The organism is Jiangella ureilytica (genome assembly GCF_004348545.1).
Lineage (GTDB): Bacteria > Actinomycetota > Actinomycetes > Jiangellales > Jiangellaceae > Jiangella > Jiangella ureilytica.
Genome location: NZ_SMKL01000023.1, coordinates 50,879 through 69,273, shown reverse-complemented (window position 1 = coordinate 69,273; position 18,395 = coordinate 50,879). Strand labels below are relative to the sequence as shown.

At 71.5% G+C, this 18,395-nt stretch carries 18 protein-coding genes; 4 read left to right on the top strand and 14 right to left on the bottom strand.

Translation table 11 applies throughout. The annotated features are described in order from the left end of the window. Positions 1 to 19: 19 nt before the first annotated feature. Positions 20 to 328 carry an MGMT family protein gene (locus tag E1212_RS12420; RefSeq protein ID WP_131982817.1) on the top strand — a complete coding sequence of 103 codons (309 nt, stop codon included), beginning with the start codon at positions 20 to 22 and terminating at the stop codon, positions 326 to 328. Positions 329 to 337: 9 nt separating this feature from the next. Here E1212_RS12420 and E1212_RS12415 read toward each other — a convergent pair whose 3' ends face one another. Beyond that, positions 338 to 1,486, bottom strand: coding sequence for an amidohydrolase family protein (locus tag E1212_RS12415; protein ID WP_131982815.1), 1,149 nt, complete (start codon positions 1,484 to 1,486; stop codon positions 338 to 340). Positions 1,487 to 1,590: 104 nt separating this feature from the next. Here E1212_RS12415 and E1212_RS12410 point away from each other — a divergent pair, with 104 nt between their 5' ends. Together E1212_RS12410 and E1212_RS12405 are read left to right on the top strand one after the other, a co-directional pair. Further along, complete coding sequence (locus tag E1212_RS12410) at positions 1,591 to 1,941, top strand: Rieske (2Fe-2S) protein (protein WP_131982813.1); 351 nt, start codon at positions 1,591 to 1,593, stop codon at positions 1,939 to 1,941. A gap of 110 nt (positions 1,942 to 2,051) precedes the next feature. Beyond that, on the top strand, positions 2,052 to 3,254 hold the full coding sequence (locus E1212_RS12405; RefSeq protein WP_131982811.1) for an endo-1,4-beta-xylanase: 1,203 nt from the start codon (positions 2,052 to 2,054) through the stop codon (positions 3,252 to 3,254). A 16-nt stretch (positions 3,255 to 3,270) separates the two neighbouring features. Here E1212_RS12405 and E1212_RS12400 read toward each other — a convergent pair whose 3' ends face one another. The 6 genes from E1212_RS12400 to E1212_RS12375 form a co-directional block, all read right to left on the bottom strand. Then, the gene (locus E1212_RS12400; RefSeq protein ID WP_131982809.1) at positions 3,271 to 4,320 is read right to left on the bottom strand and encodes a Gfo/Idh/MocA family protein; all 1,050 of its coding nucleotides are present in this window, start codon (positions 4,318 to 4,320) and stop codon (positions 3,271 to 3,273) included. Further along, positions 4,308 to 5,318, bottom strand: coding sequence for a Gfo/Idh/MocA family protein (locus tag E1212_RS12395; protein WP_162605443.1), 1,011 nt, complete (start codon positions 5,316 to 5,318; stop codon positions 4,308 to 4,310). Before E1212_RS12395 ends, E1212_RS12400 begins: the two co-directional genes overlap by 13 nt. Beyond that, the gene (locus tag E1212_RS12390; protein WP_162605442.1) at positions 5,315 to 6,313 is read right to left on the bottom strand and encodes a carbohydrate ABC transporter permease; all 999 of its coding nucleotides are present in this window, start codon (positions 6,311 to 6,313) and stop codon (positions 5,315 to 5,317) included. The genes E1212_RS12395 and E1212_RS12390 overlap by 4 nt, the downstream gene beginning before the upstream one ends. Then, positions 6,310 to 7,260, bottom strand: a complete 951-nt coding sequence (locus E1212_RS12385) for a carbohydrate ABC transporter permease (RefSeq protein ID WP_131982803.1) — start codon at positions 7,258 to 7,260, stop codon at positions 6,310 to 6,312. The genes E1212_RS12390 and E1212_RS12385 overlap by 4 nt, the downstream gene beginning before the upstream one ends. A gap of 15 nt (positions 7,261 to 7,275) precedes the next feature. After that, positions 7,276 to 8,595: an ABC transporter substrate-binding protein gene (locus E1212_RS12380; RefSeq protein WP_162605440.1), complete on the bottom strand. Its 1,320-nt coding sequence runs from the start codon at positions 8,593 to 8,595 to the stop codon at positions 7,276 to 7,278. A gap of 149 nt (positions 8,596 to 8,744) precedes the next feature. Then, positions 8,745 to 9,587, bottom strand: coding sequence for an AraC family transcriptional regulator (locus E1212_RS12375; RefSeq protein WP_131982799.1), 843 nt, complete (start codon positions 9,585 to 9,587; stop codon positions 8,745 to 8,747). 47 nt (positions 9,588 to 9,634) lie between these two features. On the opposite strand from E1212_RS12375, the gene E1212_RS12370 reads away from it, so the two are divergent. Next, positions 9,635 to 10,663 (top strand): LacI family DNA-binding transcriptional regulator, encoded by a 1,029-nt coding sequence (locus E1212_RS12370; protein ID WP_131982797.1) that lies wholly within the window; start codon positions 9,635 to 9,637, stop codon positions 10,661 to 10,663. 7 nt (positions 10,664 to 10,670) lie between these two features. Here the strand turns inward: E1212_RS12370 and E1212_RS12365 are convergent, their stop codons facing one another. The 7 genes from E1212_RS12365 to E1212_RS12335 all read right to left on the bottom strand — a co-directional run bounded on the left by E1212_RS12365 (position 10,671) and on the right by E1212_RS12335 (position 18,305). Next, complete coding sequence (locus E1212_RS12365; RefSeq protein WP_131982795.1) at positions 10,671 to 11,624, bottom strand: zinc-binding dehydrogenase; 954 nt, start codon at positions 11,622 to 11,624, stop codon at positions 10,671 to 10,673. 12 nt (positions 11,625 to 11,636) lie between these two features. Further along, positions 11,637 to 13,709: an alpha-amylase family protein gene (locus tag E1212_RS12360; RefSeq protein WP_131982793.1), complete on the bottom strand. Its 2,073-nt coding sequence runs from the start codon at positions 13,707 to 13,709 to the stop codon at positions 11,637 to 11,639. A gap of 38 nt (positions 13,710 to 13,747) precedes the next feature. Continuing rightward, on the bottom strand, positions 13,748 to 14,665 hold the full coding sequence (locus E1212_RS12355) for a sugar phosphate isomerase/epimerase family protein (protein WP_131982791.1): 918 nt from the start codon (positions 14,663 to 14,665) through the stop codon (positions 13,748 to 13,750). Further along, positions 14,662 to 15,420, bottom strand: coding sequence for a phytanoyl-CoA dioxygenase family protein (locus E1212_RS12350; RefSeq protein WP_131982789.1), 759 nt, complete (start codon positions 15,418 to 15,420; stop codon positions 14,662 to 14,664). The genes E1212_RS12355 and E1212_RS12350 overlap by 4 nt, the downstream gene beginning before the upstream one ends. A gap of 140 nt (positions 15,421 to 15,560) precedes the next feature. Further along, complete coding sequence (locus E1212_RS12345; RefSeq protein WP_131982787.1) at positions 15,561 to 16,634, bottom strand: Gfo/Idh/MocA family protein; 1,074 nt, start codon at positions 16,632 to 16,634, stop codon at positions 15,561 to 15,563. 118 nt (positions 16,635 to 16,752) lie between these two features. After that, positions 16,753 to 17,652: a nucleoside hydrolase gene (locus tag E1212_RS12340; protein WP_131982785.1), complete on the bottom strand. Its 900-nt coding sequence runs from the start codon at positions 17,650 to 17,652 to the stop codon at positions 16,753 to 16,755. Beyond that, positions 17,637 to 18,305 (bottom strand): ThuA domain-containing protein, encoded by a 669-nt coding sequence (locus E1212_RS12335; RefSeq protein ID WP_131982783.1) that lies wholly within the window; start codon positions 18,303 to 18,305, stop codon positions 17,637 to 17,639. Before E1212_RS12335 ends, E1212_RS12340 begins: the two co-directional genes overlap by 16 nt. Positions 18,306 to 18,395 lie beyond the last annotated feature (90 nt).

Genomic DNA, 18,395 nt, shown 5'->3' with positions numbered 1-18,395 from the left:
CGTCGGGCACGATGTCCCGATGGACGACGAGTACGCCGAGGCCGTGCTGAGCGTGGTCGAGCGGATCCCGCCGGGCCGGGCCATGTCCTACGGCGCCATCGCCGACGTGGTGGGAGCGGCGCTGGGGCGCGGCGGGCCGCGCCAGGTCGGCACCGTCATGTCGACGGTCGGCGGCACGGTGGCCTGGTGGCGCGTCGTGACGGCGGCCGGTCGCCCTCCGCGCGGCCACGAGGTCCGGGCACTGACGGAGTTCGCGGCGGAGGGGACGCCGCTGACCCGCGACGGCGAGCGCGTGGACCTCAGGCGGGCCGGCTGGTACCCGGACTGACCCGTCGCCTCACAGCCGGTCGCCGTAGGTCTCGATCGCGTTGCGCGCCTTCACCCGCTCCCGGGTCGCCGGCGGCAGCGCGGTGAGCACGTGCAGCGGCTCGTCGAAGTCCCAGTGCGGATAGTCGGAGCTGAACATCAGCGTCCGGTCGGCGCGGGCGACCTCGAGCAGTGCGTGCAGGTGACTACGGCGTTTCGGCTCGGGCAGCGGCTGCGTCGTGAAGCGCACGTGATCGGCGACGTACTCGCTCGGCAGTCTGGTGATCCAGGGCACCTCGTCGCGCAGCCCCTTGACGTTCTTGTCCAGCCGCCAGACGACGTCGGGAATCCAGCCGATGCCGCCCTCGGTCACGACCACCTTGAGGTTCGGGAAGCGCTCGAAGACGCCGTGGCAGACCAGGCTGATGACGTTGGCCTGGAACACCTGGCTGAGTCCGGTGTGCCACTCGACGTAGTACGTCGGCGTGCCGCCGGCCATGGGCGGCGACGTGCGGAAGATGCCCTCGCCGGAGTTGGGGTGCACGGTGACCGGGAGGCCGAGCTCGGCCGCGGCCTCGTAGATCGGGTAGTAGTGCCGCTCACCCATGAGGATGTTGGTCAGAGGCAGCAGCACCGCGACGAACCGCTCGTCCTGCCCCGCGCGGCGGATCTCGCGAGCGGCGAGCGCCGGGTCCTGCGCGCCGACGACCAGGGTGCCCCGGTAACGGTCGTCGGCGGCCAGCCAGGTCTGCGCCAGCCAGTCGTTGTACGCCGAGGCGATGACCGCCGCGGCGTCGGGGTCGGGGAGCGCGCCGAGTCCGAGCACCTCGCCGCCGATGAGCACGGCGCGGTCGATGCCGTTGCCGTCGAGCAGCTGCCGCGCCGTGAACGCCGGGTCCGCGCCCGGTGCCGACCCGTCGGGCGCCCGGGCGTCGTCGCGGAGCACCCCGGCCTGGTTGACGTAGAGCAGGTTGCGGGGGATCGACACCGCCTCGCGATGGCCGGCGGTGGTGAGGCGTCGGCGCTCGTCGAGTCCGAGCCGGCGCTGGGCCGCCTTCGACAGGTATGGCCGGAGGTCGCCCATGCCGCCCTTCATGATCGGGTGGACGTCGCAGTCGACCAGGCGGTACGGGCTCGGTTCGACGTCCTCGGCGGCGGGCTGGTCGAGGAGTTCGGTCATCTGGGCTCCTGTGCGGCACAACCGTTGCGGGACGGTCCCGAAGGCGTCAGAGTCATGCCTAGCAAATCGTTTGGCGCGACGATTGTCCAGAGGGTGGAGAACAGATGGACGTGCGTATCGGGTCCGTCGAGGACGTCCGGAGAGACGGCTGCCGGGTGGTCGAGGTCGACGGGCGGCGGGTCGGCGTGATCAGCGTCGGCGACGAGTTCTTCGCCATCGCCGACCGGTGCCCGCACATGGGCGCCTCGATCTGTGCCGGCTCGCTGAGCGGCACCTTCGTGCCCGCGGGCCCGCACGAGCTGGTCTACGGCATGGAGGACCGCGTGATCCGCTGCCCGTGGCACGGGTGGGAGTTCGACCTCGAGTCCGGCCGCTCGCTGCTCGAGCCGAAGCGGGTCGGGCTCCGCACGTACCGGGTGACGCAGCGCGACGGCGACGTCGTCCTGCACACCTGACCATCCCGCTGCGGGGTCTTGCCCTCGGGCGGACGACCCACTACGGTCGGGGCAATCGATTTGCGTGTGACTGTCGTCACAGAGTGTCCCCGCCCTGCCGAGGAGTCCGCATGCATCAGACGAGACCCGTGACCCGCCGTTCCCTGCTGGCCGGTGCCGGCGCCCTGGCCGTCGGCGCCGCTGGTCTGGGCGGTGTCGCCCAGGCCCGGCCCTCGAGCCTGGCCGCCGGCCCGCGCCGGCACCCACCGCTGTGGCGCCAGGCGTGGAGGAAGGGCATCGTGTTCGGCTCATCCATCGCCACCTGGCAGCTCGACGACGACTACCCGGCCCTGCACGCGCGCGAGGCGGGCCTGCTCTTCACCGAGGACGACCTGCTCTGGTACCAGCTGAAGCCGACGCCGGACGCGGAGCTGAACTTCGGTCCCGGCGACCAGATCATCGGATTCGCCGAGCAGAACCGGCAGCTGGTCATCGCCGCCCACCTCGCCTGGGACGAGGGGTTCGGCGAGGGCTGGTCCGAGGACGACCTGTGGGGACTGTCCGCGCCCGAGGCGCGCGAGCTCCTGTACGGCGTGATCCGCAGCGAGGTCGCCCACTACCGCGGCCGCGCCGACGGCTGGATCGTCGCCAACGAGGTCACCGACCCCGAGGAGGCCGACCGGCACGGGTTCCGCACCAACGTGCCGTGGTACCAGACGATCGGCCCGAGCTACATCGCGGAGAGCTTCCACATCGCGCAGGATGAGGACCCGGACGCGCTGCGCATCATCAACGAGTTCGGCTTCGAGACCGTCAACGAGTGGGGCGACCGGCCGGGGCCGCGCCGTCGCGCGTACCTGAGGGCGATCGACCGGCTGCTCGCCCAGGGCGTCCCCGTGCAGGCGGTCGGCATCCAGGGCCACCTGCTCGCCGACCGGTTCGCCGACAGGTTCCACGAGAACGGCTACCGCGCGTTCCTCCGCGAGATCGCCGACCGGGGGCTGCCGATCCTCGTCACCGAGCTCGACGTGCTCGACGACGGCCTTCCCACGGACGCTGCGGAGCGCGACCGGATGGTGGCCGACGTCTACCGGCGCTACCTCGACGTGACCCTCGACGACGAGGCGGTCAAGGTGGTCGTGGCGTTCGGCCTCACCGACCGCTACACCTGGCTGGAGGAGGACATGCCCCGCGAGGACGGCACCCCCCGGCGGCCGCTCGCCTTCGACGCCGACCTCCGGCGCAAGCCGGCGGCCCGCGCGATCAGCAGGGCATTCGAGCACGCGCCCTGCCGTGAGCCGCTCTGGACGCCGCCGAAGGCCGGCTACAGCTAGGCGCGCCGAGCCAGGGCTACCGGACCTCGACGACCGCTCCGGTCGCCGAGGACCGGTAGCCGGCCAGCGCGATCTCCAGCGCCCGCAGCCCGTCGTGTCCCGTCGCGCACGGCTCCCGGACCGCGCCGGCCCGGACCGACGCGACGAACGCCGCGAGCATCGCCAGGTCGGCGTCCTCGGCGAACGACGCCAGCCGCAGCCCGCGCGGGTGGCCGTCCGTGACGGTCACCAGGTGCAGCGACTCGGCCGCGGGCGTGATGTCGAGTGAGCCCTCCGTGCCGACCAGGCGCAGGAAGAAGTCGTAGTCCCAGGGGTTGCCGTCGGGCACCGACCAACTCGGGTCGACGCTGCCCACCGCGCCGTTGGCGAAGCGCAGCGTGAGCACGGCGACGTCGTCGACGCCACAATCCCACAGCAGCGCGCCCGCCTCGGCGGACACCTCGGTCACCTCGAGGCCGCTGACGTGCCGCATGGCGTCCGTGACGTGCACCGAGTGGTCGATGAGGGCGCCGCCGCCGGCGGCGACCGGGTCGGTGATCCAGGCCGGGAACGACGGCGGCAGCGGCGGCCGGCCGCGGTTGCCGCCCACCAGCCCGACGAGCTCGCCGAGGCGTCCGGCGCGCACCGCGTCGCGGGCCCGGCCGACCAGCGGCTGGAACCGCGCCGCGAACGCGAGGTGCAGCTGTACCCCTGCCGCCTCGCAGCCGGCCACCATCGCGCGGGCGTCCTCGACGGTGGTCGCGATCGGCTTGTCGCACAGCACATGCCGGCCGTGTGCAGCGGCGAGCCCGACATGCGCCCGGTGGTCGGCTGTCGCGCTGCACACGACCACGGCGTCGACGTCCGGCGCGGCGACGAGCGCCTCGGCGTCCGCGACGAAGGGGATCGCGAAGTCGCGCCGGATCCACTCCGCGTGCCCGGGATCGGCGTCGTGGACGCCGATCCCGCGAGCGCCCGGCAGAGCCGACAACGCGCGGGCGAAGGCCCAGGCGTGGGTCAGGTGGGCGGCGCCGAGGATCGCGACGCCGACGGGGCGCTCGGCGGCCGGGCCCATCAGGCCTCCCATGCGGTCTCCCAGGTGGTGAGGTCGACGGTGCGGCCGGTGGCGGCCGACTCCAGCGCGGCCAGCGCCGTGCGCAGCGACTCCGCGGCCTCGGCGGCCGGCACCGGGGACGGGCCGCCGGCGCGGACGGCGTCGGCGAACGTGCGCAGCTCCAGCTCGAACCCGCGGTCCGACAACACGTCCCACCACTGGGGGTCGCCCTCGCGCGGGTACAGCACGCCGCCCAGCAGGTGGTCGTAGCTCCAGCTCAACCGGCCTTCGGTGCCGACGATCTGCGCCGCGAGCCGGAACCCGCGGGCGGCCGGGTGCGCCCAGCCGCACTCCACGTGCGCGATCGCGCCGTTCTCGTACCTGACCGTGGTGAGTGTGTACGTCGCCGGGCCGGCGGCGCCGGCCGCGGCCATGCAGTGCACGCGGACGGCCGGGCTGCCGATCACCCAGCGGGCGTAGTCGAAGCCGTGCACGGCCTGGTCGAGCAGGGGACCCCCGGATCGCTCCGGATCGGTCAGCCACCCGGCCTCGCTCCAGCCCGGGAGCGCCGACGTGGTGCTGTGGGTCAGCTGCCGCACCGCGCCGATCTCGCCGGCGGCCACGCGGTCGCGGGCGCTGCGGTGGTCCGGCTCGAACCGCGACACGTGACCGACCATCAGCAGTCCCGGCGCGGCCGCGGCGGCCGCGACCACCCGGCGGGCGTCGTCGAGCGTGCGGGCCAGGGGCTTCTCGCAGATCACGTGCCGGCCGGCCTTCAGTGCGGCGATCGCCGGGCCGGCGTGCTGGTGCGGCGGCGTGCAGATGTCGACGACGTCGGCCCCGAGCGCCAGCAGGGCGTCGAGATCGGGCACCGCCTCGGCGCCGTGCTCGACGGCGATCCGCTCGGCCTTCCCGGCCACCGGGTCCGCGACCGCCGCCAGCCGGACGCCGGGCACCGCGCGGTAGGCGTGCGCGTGGACGCCGGCGATCCGGCCGGCGCCGAGGAGGCCGACCGTGAGCTCGGCGCTCACCCCTTGATGCCCGTCACCGCGATACCTCGGACGAAGTGGCGCTGGAAGATCACGAACACGAGGATCATCGGCAGGGTGGCGATCACCGACCCCGCGAACAGCAGGTTCCAGTCGGTCCGGTTCTGCACGACGAACAGCGCCAGGCCCACCGGTGCGGTGAGCTTCTCCGGGTCGGACATGATGATCAGCGGCCAGAAGAAGTCCTCCCACGCGCCCTGGAAGGTGAAGATCGCGTTCGCGGCGAGGGCGGGCGTGCACAGCGGCAGCACCACGTTCCAGAAGATCCGCAGCTCGCCGGCGCCGTCCACCCGGGCGGCGTCGAGCAGCTCGTCGGGGATCGAGAGCATGTACTGGCGGAGCAGGAAGATGCCGAAGGCGCTGACCACGCCCGGCACGATCAGACCCCAGTAGGAGTCCAGCCAGCCGTGGCCGCCGTTGCCGAGCCAGTCGTTCCCGCCGAAGAACGGGATGTTCTGGATGATGATGTAGTTCGGGATCAGCGTGACCTGGCCGGGCACCATCATGGTCGCGAGGAACAGCACGAAGATCACGTTGCGCCCGGGGAAGCGCCGCTTGGCGAACGCGTAGGCGCACAACGCGTTGAAGAACGTCTGGAGCACGGTGATCGAGATGGCGACGAACGCGCTGTTCGCGAACCACCGCCAGTCGCCGTGCCCCTGCGCCTGCTGGGCCTCGGTCAGCTCGCCGACGTTGAGGAACCCCTTGTAGCCGTCGAGCGTCGGGTCGTCGGGCAGCCAGGTCGGCGGGTTGGCGAAGATGGTGCTGATGGGCTGGAACGAGGCGCTGATCAGCCAGGCGAACGGAGCGACGAAGAGGATGGCGACCGGGGCGAGGATGAGGTACGTCGCCAGCTTGGCCCGGAGGCTGACGTAGCCCTCGCCGCGCGACCCGCCCGGCCGCCGCCGCTTCGTCCGGCGGTCCGGAGGCGGCGGTGCGAGCGCCGGGACCCTCTGCTCCTCGGTCAGGTCGGTCACTGGGTGCCTCCGTCCCGGAACAGGCGCAGCTGCAGCGCGGTGAAGACGAGGAGCATCGCGAACAGTGCGAACGCCAGCGTGCTGGCATAGCCCATGTCGTAGTACTTGAACGCCCAGAGGTACATGTAATAGACCATCGTCGTGGTCCGGTCGACCGGCCCGCCGCTGGTCATCACGAAGATCTGCGTGAAGACCTGCAGCGAGCCGATGATGCCGATGACCAGCAGGAAGAGCGTCGTCGGGCGCAGCAGCGGGATCGTGACGTAGCGGATCCGCCGCCACATCCCCGCGCCGTCGAGCTTGGCCGACTCGTACAGCTGCGCGGGGATGGCCTGGAGTCCGGCGAGGTACACGACCATCGAGAACCCGACGCCGCTCCAGACGGTCATCAGGACGACGGCCGGCATGGCGAGGTTCTGCGACGAGAGCCACAGCAGCGGCTCGTCGATGATCCTCGTGCGGAGCAGGTAGTAGTTGAAGAGCCCGAACTCGCCGTTGTAGAGCCACTTCCACAGCAGCGCCGACACGACGAACGGCGTCACCACCGGCAGGTAGTAGGCGGTACGGAAGATCGCGCGCCCGCGGATCTGCTGGTTGAGCAGCAGCGCCAGGCCGAGGCCGATGATCATCGTCAGCGGGACCGAGGCGCCGGTGAAGTAGATGGTGTTGAGGACCGACCGGACGAACCGCTCGTCATGGATCATGTCCTGGTAGTTCTGCGTGCCGACGTAGGGCTTGTCCGGCTCGATGATGCTCCACCGGTGGAACGTCAGGTAGAACGCGAACATCAACGCGGCCAGCGTGAAGACCGAGAAGATGATCACGCCCGGGGCGATGAACAGGTACGCCGACCGCTCCCGCCACACTCGCCGGAGGAGCCCTGTGTTCCGGCTCCTCCGGGTGCCCGCCTCCGCCTCTGCCTTCTCCGGCGCCACCGCCCTCGACATGATCCTCCTCGGCCTTCAGCCGCGGGCGAGTATCGCCTCGGCCTGTGTCGCGGTGTTGTTCAGCGCGTCCTCGGCGCTCTGCTCACCGTAGATGGCCTTCCCGAGCTCCTCGTTGAGCACGGTCTCGATCCGCGGGAACTGCGGATTGGCGACGGTGCTCGCGACGCCGCACGGCATCAGGTCGATGAAGCCCTGCAGGATCGGCTTCTCCTGGGTGATCGCCTCGCCCTCGAGCAGGGAGGTCAGCGGCGGCAGGAGCGTGCCCTCGGTCTCGTAGGTCAGGCGCGCGAGGGTCTCGGGCCGGGAGAGGAACTCCATCCACAGCCAGGCGGCGTCCGGGTTGTCGGTCTGGTCCATCATCACCAGCGCGTCGCCGGCGATCGTGGTCTTGCAGCCGGCCGGGCCCTCGGGAAGCGGCGCGGTGGCCCACTTGCCCTCGATGTCGGGGAACTCCTCGCTGAGGGTGCCGGCGAACCACGCGCCGGCCATGTACATGGCGACCTGCCCCTCGGCGAAGGCGACCCGGCCGTCCCAGGAGTTGGAGTTCAGGTAGTCCGGCGGCGCGTACTGGGCGAGGCCGACGTAGAAGTCCGCGGCCTCGCGGGCCTCGTCGCTGGTGAACAGAACCTCGCCGTCCTCGCTCAGCAGGTCGCCGCCGGCCTGGTAGAGCCACGGGTACCAGTAGTACGCCGACTCCGGTGCGAACATCTCGAACCCGTAGGTGCCGGCCGCCGGGTCGGTCAGCGCGGCTGCCGCCTCCTCGAACTGCTCCCAGGTGGTGGGGGGAGCGGCGATGCCGGCCGCCTCGAACATGTCGATGCGGTAGAACAGGCCGGTCGTCTCGCCGCCCATCGGCAGGCCCCACATCGCGTCGTCGTAGGTGACGAAGGTCTTGAAGGCCTCGACGTAGTCGTCGGGATCCACCACGTCGCTACGGTCGATGTAGTTCTGCAGGTCGACCGCGGCGCCGCGCGAGGCGTAGTCGGCGGTGTCGCTCGCGTTGACGTACGCGACGTCGGGGGCGTTGTTCCCCGCGATGCGCGTGGTCAGGACCTGGGCGGCCTGCTCGGCCGGGACGTTCTCGAACTCGATCGTGATGGTGGGATGCTCCTTCTGGAACTCCTCGGCCAGCAGCTGCATCTCCGGCTGGTTGCCGATCCACGAGAAGAACGAGACCGTCGTGGGTTCCTCCGGGGCCTGGACCGGCCCTTCGCCCTCGCCTTGCGGCGCGCTGTCCGGCTCGCCGGACTCGCCGCCACAGGCGGACAGGCCCACGGACGTGATCGAGATGGCGACGGCCACGGCGGCCGCCCTCCGGGACAACTTGAACCTCACCGAACCAGCTCCTTTGCTCACTCCGGTGGACGGTCCGATGCCTGAATGCGACATCGATGCAAATCGTTTGGCTCTGGCGGGAAGCATCGTTGCCGGTGCGGCTCGTGTCAAGGGATCGAGGTGGTTCTCGTCACACTCGCGTCACATCTTCATGCTTCCGTGACGTCACTCGCCGCGGCCGTCTCTGCCGACGGCGCGGCGCCGTACCGTCGCCGGTACGCGCGGCCGAAGTGCGACAGGCTGTTGAATCCCGACGCGTGGCAGACCTCGGACACCGACAGGGCCGACGCCGCCAGCAGCGCCCGAGCGAACCGCAACCGGCGCTCCTGGAGGTACAGCTGGAACGGCGTGCCCGTGTAGTGCCGGAAGCGCTCGCTGAAGTAGTTCGCGGAGAGGTGGGCCCGCGACGCGACGTCGGCCAGGGTGATCGGCTCGCGGAAGTGGCGGTCGACGAAGAGGATCGCGTCGCGGAGGTGCTCCTCGCTGGGCGGCCGGCCCGGCCGGGGTCCGTCGTCGACCTCGCAGCGCCGCGCCAGCTCGACGACCAGGCAGGCGACCAGCGACTCGACGAGCAGCCGCGACCCCGGGCGCGGCCGCTCGCACTCCGATCGCAGGCGCCGGAGGTCGGGCTCGGCCGCGCCGAAGTCGTCGGCGCGCCACGGGAACCGGTGCACCGCCGCCGGGCCGAGCGCCTCCAGCTGCCGCTCCATGACGGCCGGCTCGATCACCGTGTTGTAGCAGTCCAGCGGCTCCGGCCCCAGCACGCGGATCTCGTGGAGGTCGGCCGGGGAGAGCAGGAACGCGCTGCCGGCGCCGATGGTGCGGGACTCCCCGTTGAGCACGTGCTCGGCCGCGCCGGAGAGCACCAGGCACAGCTCGTAGTAGTCGTGCCAGTGGACGCCGACGGAGGAGAGCCGCTGCCGGATCACGCGGGCACCGAGGTCCACCGGCAGCAGCGACTCGACGGTGTACCGCTCGATCAGGTCGGTCATCGGCGCCTCGTCGGCTCAAATCGATTTGACTCACGTACAGTAGCGCCATGTCGTGGAGCGACAGGGCCGAAGCGCCGGCGACGCCGACCCGCGTCACCATCGCCAACGTCGCCGACCGCGCGGGCGTCAGCCCGACGACCGTCTCGCACGTGCTCTCGGGCAAGCGCGTCGTCAACGCGACGACCCGCGAGGTCGTGATGGAGGCGATCCGCGAGCTCGGCTACCGCCCCAACCACGTCGCGCGCAACCTCCGGACCCGGCAGTCGCACATGATCGCGATCGTCGTGCCGGACATCACGAACCCCTTCTACGCGGTGCTGACGCGAGGCCTGGCCGACGCCGTCGACTCGGCCGGATACGGCACCTACGTCTGCAACACCGACGGCCAGCACGAGCGCGAGCGCAAGTTCTTCGAGGACGTCATGGACCGCGGCGTCGACGGCATCGTGTTCGCCTCGGGCGAGACCGTCTCGGACATCACCTTCGGCCCGGGCGAGAGCTCCACCCCCATCATCTGCATCGGGGACCACCTCGACCACCCGCTGTGCGACGCGATCACCCCCGACGACGAAGCCGGGTCACGCGAGGCCACGGCGTTCCTCACGTCGCGCGGCTACCGGCGCATCGCCATGATCCAGGGACCGCAGCGCTACGGGTCGCAGCGCACCGCGGGCTTCCGGGCCGCGATGCAGGCCGCGAAGCACAAGGTGGCCGCCGAGCTGATGGTGCGGGGCGACTGGACCCGCAAGGGCGGCTACCAGGCCATGCGGTCGCTGATGGCACTCGACTCGCCTCCGGACGCCGTGTTCTGCGCCAACGACCTGATGGCGATCGGTGCCCTCGACGTCGCCCACGAGCTGGAGCTCGAGGTGCCCGGCGACGTCGCGATCATGGGGTTCGACGACGTCGACGCCGCGACCATCGTCACCCCTCAGCTCACCACCGTGCGCAACCCGGCCTACGAGGCGGGCAGCACCGCCGGCGACCTGCTCCTGAGCCGGCTGTCGGGGCGCTACACCGGGGCCGGGCGCACCGTCGTCCTGCCCTGCCCGCTCGTCGTCCGCGGCACCGCCTGACGGCGGCTCACCCCTCAGGCAGGACGATCACCGCCTTCACGAAGCCCTCGGGCTTGTCGCGCAGGGTCGCGAACGCGTCGTCGATCCGCTCGAGCGGGAAGCGGTGGGTGACCAGGCCGGCCAGCGACAGCACCCCGGACGAGACGAGGCGCATGCCGGTCTCCATGCCGCGCATGATCGTGCCCGGGTCGCGGAAATGCGCGTTGGCGATCGAGAACGCCATCCAGTTCCAGTGGGCCAGGTCGACCCGGCGGGGCGCCCCCTGGTGGAAGCCGACGATCGCGACCGTGCCGCTCATCCGGGTCACGTCGCCACAGGTGGTGAGGCCGGCCTGGGTGCCCGTGCACTCGAACGTGACGTCCGCGCCACGGCCGCCGGTCCGGTCGTGGACGACATCGGCGAGGGACTCGCGGGTGACGTCGACGACGGCGGCGGCGCCCAGCCGGCCGGCCCGGCCGAGCGCGTCGGCGCGGGTGTCGGCGACGATCAGCTGGCGTGGGCCGCGCAGCGCGACGAGCGTCTGGACCAGGTTGCCCATGAAGCCCGCGCCGATGACCACGACGTCGTCGCCGAGCCGGGGAGCGGCCAGCTCCACGGCGTTCACGGCGCACGCGATCGGCTCGGCCAGCGCCTCCTCGAGAGGTCCGGCGCCGGCCGGGAAGCAGTACGCCGCACGGACGGCGACGTACTCCGCGAACCCGCGCTCGGTGACCCAGACGCCGACCCGGTCGCCGACGGTCACGCCGCCCGCCTCCGCGCCGGCCTCGGTGACGATGCCGCTCACCTCGTGGCCGAGGTGGCGGGCCTCGCCCGCGCCCGGGCCCTCGGCCCACGTCTCCAGCTCGGAGGCGCAGACCCCCGAGGCGACCACCCGGACCAGCACCTCGTCGGGCCGGACCCGTGGCACCGGCGCCTCCTCGATCTCGAAGCCCTCCCGGCCCCGCAACACCGCGATCCGCACGTCCCCGGCCTCTCAGAGCTCGCCGTCGTGGAACACCACGATCGAGTAGACACCCAGCCGGTCGAGGACCACCAGGTGCGCGCCGTCCTCCCGCGTGACCTCCAGGGCTGTGCGCTTGCCGTCGCTGGAGACCACGGTCGCGTGCCGTCTCGCCTCGGGCAGCCGGACCCGCAGCGGCACGTCGGTGAGCGTGCGGACCGCGTCGGCCGCCGCGTCGTAGTCGTAGTTGACCAGGTGCAGGGCGACGGAGCCGTCGGCGAGCCGCTGGAGGTTCGCCGCGACCGGCACCGGTGTCTCGACCTGGCGGCCGTGCGGGAGCAGGTCGTCGACGGAGGTGCGGCCGGCGGACCGGAGCCGCTCGTGGCGCGGGAGGCCGCCGGCCACGCGGTCGGTGGTGACCACGGTCCCGCCGCCGGCGAGGTAGCCCTCAACCGCCGCGGCCTGCGCCTCGGTGAGCAGGTGGACGTCGGGAAGCACCACCGTCGAGTACCGCTCCAGCTCACCGGCGGTGGCGCGGTCCGGCGCCGTCACGCCGTCGGCCCAGATGACCACGTCGAACGGCACCGCGGCGCCGGCCAGCGCGCTGGTCACCGCCCGGTAGGGCACCACGACCGACTCGTCGCGGCGGTTGGTGGTGTTGTCGCTGGCGTCGGCCCTGCCGATCAGCTCGCGGGTGGCCGCGACGCTGAAGACGACGGCGACCTCGTTGACGGTGCGGCGGGCGAACAGGTGCTCGTGGTCGGCGAGGAACGCCTGGATCTCGCTCGCCAGGCCGTGCGGGGCGTAGAACGAGTCCTCGATGACGCTGCCCATCCAGGAGCCGTAGGGCACCGACATGTTCGCGCCCAGCGCTGCCGCCTCGAACAGCGACAGCCGGAACAGGTCGTGGCCCTTGCCCTCGGCCAGCAGGCCGATCAGCTCCGGCACGACGCCGCCGTACGGGTTCTCCACCACCACGACGTCCTTGTCGCCGGCGAACGCCGCGACGTAGCGGTACCACTCCGGCTGCCGGTACGTCGTGTTGCGCATCTCCGTGATGATCAGGTCGACGTCGTCGGCGAGCGCCAGGTACATCGGCTCGAGGTTGAAGAAGTTGCCCGAGACGACGATCTCGCGGCCCGCGGAGCGGGCGTACTCGCGGGCGTAGCCGGCGAGCTCGGCGAAGTAGGTCTTGATCGCCCGGCACTGGAAGGCGTAGTAGTCGCCGAACAGCGGGGTGGTCTCGCGGCCGGACCTGAAGTCGTAGCCGCGCTCCAGCAGCCACTCGCCGTAGTGGAAGGTGGCGAGGTCGACACCGTCGAGGGCGATGTCGACCTGGGAGGGCTTCAGGCCCTGCAAATACGCGCGGAAGCCCTTCATGCAGTCCTTGCAGAAGCACGCGCCGTACTGGAACGCGCCCATCGGCAGCTCTGCCTCGTCGAGCTGGATGCCGTCGACGCCGGCGTCGATCTGGATCCGGATGACCGCCTTGAGATACTCGCGCCAGACCGGGTTGTTGCGGTCCATGTAGAAGCACTGGTGCTCGCGGTCCGGGCATTCCACCCAGTGCGCGTGGCACGGCTGCTGGTCGATGTCGCGGACCACGCACTCCTCGATGAGGTCGGTGACCGGCTCGCCGTCGCTGTTGACCAGCCCGTCCGGGAAGTAGTGCTCGACCGGCCGCCACAGCTTCGGGTAGCGGTTCGACGAGAACTCCCGCAGCCCCATCCAGTCCCGCTTGCCGGCCCCGCGCAGCTCGTTGAGCGCGAGCACCTCGTCCTCGTCCTCGCTCAGCTCGACCGGGAACTCCCAGCCCTGTGCCTCGAACACGATGCCGAGGACCTTGATGCCGCGCTCGTGGCAGGCCGCGATGAACTCGCTGTCGTTGACGAAGCCGTAGAACCGCGACCGGGCGTCGACCGGGCCGAACGCCTCCTGCTCGAGGTAGGGCAGCGCCAGTGACCCGCCGCCCATGGAGGCCCAGACGAGCACGGTGGCGCGGTAGTCGACGAGATCGTCGACCATCCGCAGCCGGCGCGGCGGCAGGCTCGGGTGATAGCAGTGCTGACGGGGGAACCAGGCGTCGAAGTACACACCACGGTGCATGGGCGGCCTTTCGTGCGTCGGGACGGGGCGCGGCTGCGTCAGGCCGCCAGCAACGGGCCGAGGGTGCGCTCGGCGACGGCGAGGCCCTGCCGGATCCGGCCGGGTGTGCCGCTCCAGACCGGGTCCTCGTGCTCGACGGAGACCACGCCGTCGTAGCCGGCGCGGCGCAGGGCGTCGACCAGCCGGCCCCAGTCGAGCTCGCCCAGTCCGGGTACCCGGTAGCGCCACCAGCCGCTCGTCCAGGGTTCGCGGTCGAGGACCCGGCCGAAGACGCCGTAGCGGTTGCGGGCGGCCGGATGCAGCTCGACGTCCTTGGCCTGCACGTGCAGGACCCGGTCGGCGTGGGCGTCCAGCGCCGCGACCGGATCGATGCCGAGCCACGCCAGGTGCGAAGGGTCGTAGTTGAGCCACAGGCCGAGCCCGGCCAGCCAGCCCCAGAGCTCGGGCGAGTAGGCGAGGTTGGCGGGATACCCGTCGGGGTGCCATCCCTCCATCGGGCAGTTCTCGATCACCAGGCGCACGTCGCGGGCGGCCGCGTACTCGACGAGCGGCGGGAGCACCGTCTCGGCGAGACGCAGGTTCTCGGCCACGGTCCTGGACACGTCGCGGCCCACGAACGTGCCGACCAGGCCGACCCCCAGGAGCTGTGCCGCGTCGATGCAGCGCCGGAGGTGGTCGTGCGTGGCCTCGCGCACGGCCGGGTCCTCGTGCAGGTTGTTCTCGTAGTAGGCGACGGCCGAGAGCTCGAGGTCGTGCTCGGCGAGCAGGCCGCGGACCCGCGCCGCCTCGGCCGCGTCGAAGGACTCGACGTCGAGGTGGCTGGCCTCCCAGTCGCGGCCGGGCCGGTCGGGCCAGGCCGCGACCTCCAGCGCGGCGTAGCCGTGCGCACCGGCCCACCCGGCGACGTCCGCGAGCGACTCGCCGGGCAGGCAGGCGGTGAGCAGGCCGAGCCTCATGCGGGGGCGGGCACGTTGACGTAGTCGTTGCCGGCGAGGTCGCGCCCGCGGGCCAGCCAGATCTTCCAGCCCTCGTTCTGGGGCACGTCGCGCATCCTCACCGACGAGGGGAAGTAGCGCATCGTGTAGCCGGTGCGGCGGACCGGGCTGGTGTTGGCCTCGGCGCCGTGGATGATCCGTCCGTCGTGCATGGAGAACTCGCCGCGTCCGAGCTCGAAGTAGACCGCGCGCTCCTCATCGACGCCGGCGAGGCCCGCGTGGAAGGTCTGCTCGGTCATGTCGGTCGGCTCGTAGTTCTCGGAGAAGCCGCCGCCCAGGTGCGAGCCCGGGATCACCCGCATGCACCCGTTCTCGCGGGTCGAGCCGTCCTCCAGCGCCAGCCAGATCGTGACGATGTTGTCGTAGTCGTCGAACCGGCCTTCCCAGAAGGCGCTGTCCTCGTGCCACGGCGTGGCCCGGCCCGTGAACGGGTCCTTCGAGATGAAGTGGCTGGTCCACAGGGCGATGTCGGGCCCGATGAGCGGCTCGATCCAGTCGAGCACCTCGTCGGAGATCAGGAAGTCCAGCAGCCGGTCGTCGCGGTAGTGCGGCGTGTCGAGCTCGTCGGAGAGCTTGTCGCCCTTGTCGGCGAGGTGCTCGTTGAAGATCTGCTCGAGCCGGGCCAGACGCTCCTCGGAGAGCAGCTGGCGGCCCGGCAGCAGGTAGCCGTTCTCGCGGAAGAAGGCGACGTCGGCGTCGGTCAGGGTCTGGGTCATCGCAGCAGCGCCTTTCTGGTCGGGAGGTCCGTCCGGGACGGGACGAGATCGACGGTAGGCCGGGGGTGACCGCGGCCACGACGCCTTTCCTCGGGTCGGCTCGACCTATCTTCGGAAGTGGGCGGCGGTCCGGCAGCGGCTCAGGACCGGTCGAGGGCGCGGATGATGTCGATGAACAGCTCCATGTCCTCCACGTAGTCCTCGGGGGTGGTCTTCGGCACCCCGCCGGTGGTGACGACCTCGTGGAAGTACTCCAGCTCGTGGGTGTAGGGGTCCTTCAGGTGCGGGCGCACCACGGTGCGCTCGTAGGAGTCGCCGGCCGTGCGCTCGATCTCGAGGACGGTGGGGAAGTGCCGGACGTACGGCGTGTCGTACTGCACCTTCATCGAGCCGCTCGCGCCGTACACCTCGATGTGGGCGTCGAAGCGCAGCTGCTCGTCGACGCCGGTCTCGTAGGTGACGACGAAGTCGCCGTAGTCGAGCAGCGCGACGACGTAGCTGCCGTTGCGCCACATCTTTGCCGCCGCCACCTTCTTCGGGCGGCCGATCAGCTCCCGCATCGCGGACAGGTCGTGGCTGCCGAGCCCGCAGAGCAGGCCGTAGGTCCAGCCGAGCTCCTCGGGCACGTCGCCGATGGCCTCGCGGACGAGTGCTGCCCGACGGGCCCACTTCTGGTCGATCAGGTCCGGCGGGACGTCGGCGGGCCGCTCGACGAACGCCGTCTGGTCGATGATCAGGCGGTTCTCGCCGATCACGTCGTGGACCCGGACGTAGCGGATCGGGCCCAGCGCGGGAAGCCGGGCCACCGCCTCGGTGAATGCCGGGGCGAAGCGGCGCATGTAGGCGACCATGACCGTCCTCCCGGACCGGTCCCTCGCGGCGATGATCTCCTTCGCCTCTCGCGGGCTGAGGCACATGGGCTTCTCGACCAGCACGTGCAGGCCGGCATCCAGCGCCGCCACGACGCACTCCGCGTGGTACTCGTCGCTGTTGAGCACGAACACGCAGTCGAGTGCGCCCGGGGCCATGAGGTCGCGGAAGTCGCCGTAGCGGTCCTTGACCCGATAGCGGTCGCCGACGCTCTTCAGCAGACCGGGTGAGATGTCGCAGACCGCGGTCAGCTCGAAGCGGTCGGGCAGCGACTCGATGATGGGCAGGTGGATCAGCTGGGCGACCTCGCCCAGGCCGACGACTCCGACGCGCAGGGTGCTCACTTCTGTCCTCTCGGTCGATGGCCGACGAGCCGGCGCGGAACCGCCGGAGGGGGAGCAAATCGGTTTGGTAGACGCAAACTAGGCCCTGGGCACCCTCGGGTCAATGGCGCCCGGCGGTTCACGGCAGCGCCGCCATGCGCTCGGTGAAGAGCGCGGTGAACGCCGCCACGTCGACCCTCGTCGCGATCCGGCAGTTCGGGGCCGGCGGGTGCTCCCACCTCAACAGGTCCGCGATCGCCACGCCGCGCGCCACTCGGCCGGCCGTCTCGACGGCGACGTGCGCGTCCTGCCAGGTGACGAGGTCGGGCCGGGTCACGACGGCGACGGCGAGCGGGTCGTGCAGCGCGCAGCTGTCGTGCTCCAGCTCGTCGCCGGGCTTGGTGCGCGCCTGGTAGTCGATCCACGCCTCGGTGTGGGTGGCGGCGATCCGGCCGAACTCACCGCCCGCGGCGAGGGCGCGGGCATCGGCGCGGGTCAGCCGCACCTGGCGGGTGACGTCGAGGCCGACCAGGCGGACTGCCGCCCCGGCCGTGAGCACCGCCTGTGCCGCGTCCGGATCGCACCAGAAGTTGTACTCACCCGGCATCGCGGCGACGTTGGTCTGCTCGAGGAAGACGCCGCCCATCACGACGATCTCGCGCGCGGCGGCGGCGACCCGCGCATCGGACGCGAGCGCCCGCGCGACGTTGGTCAGCGGCCCGATGGCGACGACCGTGAGCTCACCCGGCTCGGCCAGCAGCCGGCGGGCGATCTCCTCCGCCGCGTCGTCGCCGGCGGGCGCACCCTCGACCACCTCGATGTCGCCGCGCCCGAGCACCTCGAGGAGGTCCCGGGTCAGCCGGGTCGACGTCGCGACGTCGCTGTTGCCGCCCACGGTCGTGACGAGCTCGACCCGGAGGCCGGGATCGGCCAGCGCCAGGGCCAGCGCCAGGCCGTCGTCGATGTCCGACCCCGGCGCACCCATCGCCAGGTCGGTGTCGAGGAGGACACGGGTGACACCCGTCAGCGGCTCGCCCACAGCAGACCCCGTTCGATCAGCACCCGCACGTCGGGGTGGTCGAGGTCGTCCAGCTTGTGGCCGACGGTCGAGACGAAGACCTTTCCCCGGCCCCACTGCCGCGTCCAGACCGCGGGGCAGGTGACGGCCTCGCGCCACGGGGTGTCGCCATCGGGCTGGAACGTGGTCGTGGCGAGGACCTCGTTCAGCTCGTCCGCGAGCACCCAGTACTGCTCGGTGTCGAGCGACCATCGAGGACTCAGGCCGGTGACGAGCTCGTGATCGGCCTTCTCGGGGCGTACCTCGACGTCGTGACGGACGAACCCGCCGGGATGCGCCGCCCACTGGCCGCCGACGAGGTGGAGGTAGTCGGGCGATGCGCGGAAGGAGTCGCAGATCCCGCCGTGCCAGCCGGCCAGGCCGGTGCCTCGGGCGACGGCCGCCGAGAGCCCGCGGACCTGCTCGTCGGTGGCCACGCCCTGTGTGTAGCACTGCACGACGAGATCGGTCGCGGCGAGCAGGTCCGCGTCGGAGTAGGCCTCCGGCCCGTCGTGGACCTCGACCTCGAAGCCGTGCTCCTTCAGATGGGGGACGAACCGCTCGGTGGCCTCGACCGGGCTGTGCCCCTCCCAGCCGCCCCGCACGATCAGGGCGCGACGAGTTCCGGTGTCCATGCAGTTCCTCCCTCGGAGTGATCCCGGGTCGCACGCTAGCCAATCGATTTGCCAAGGTCCAGCGATCCGGGGCTGCTCCCGGCCGGCCCG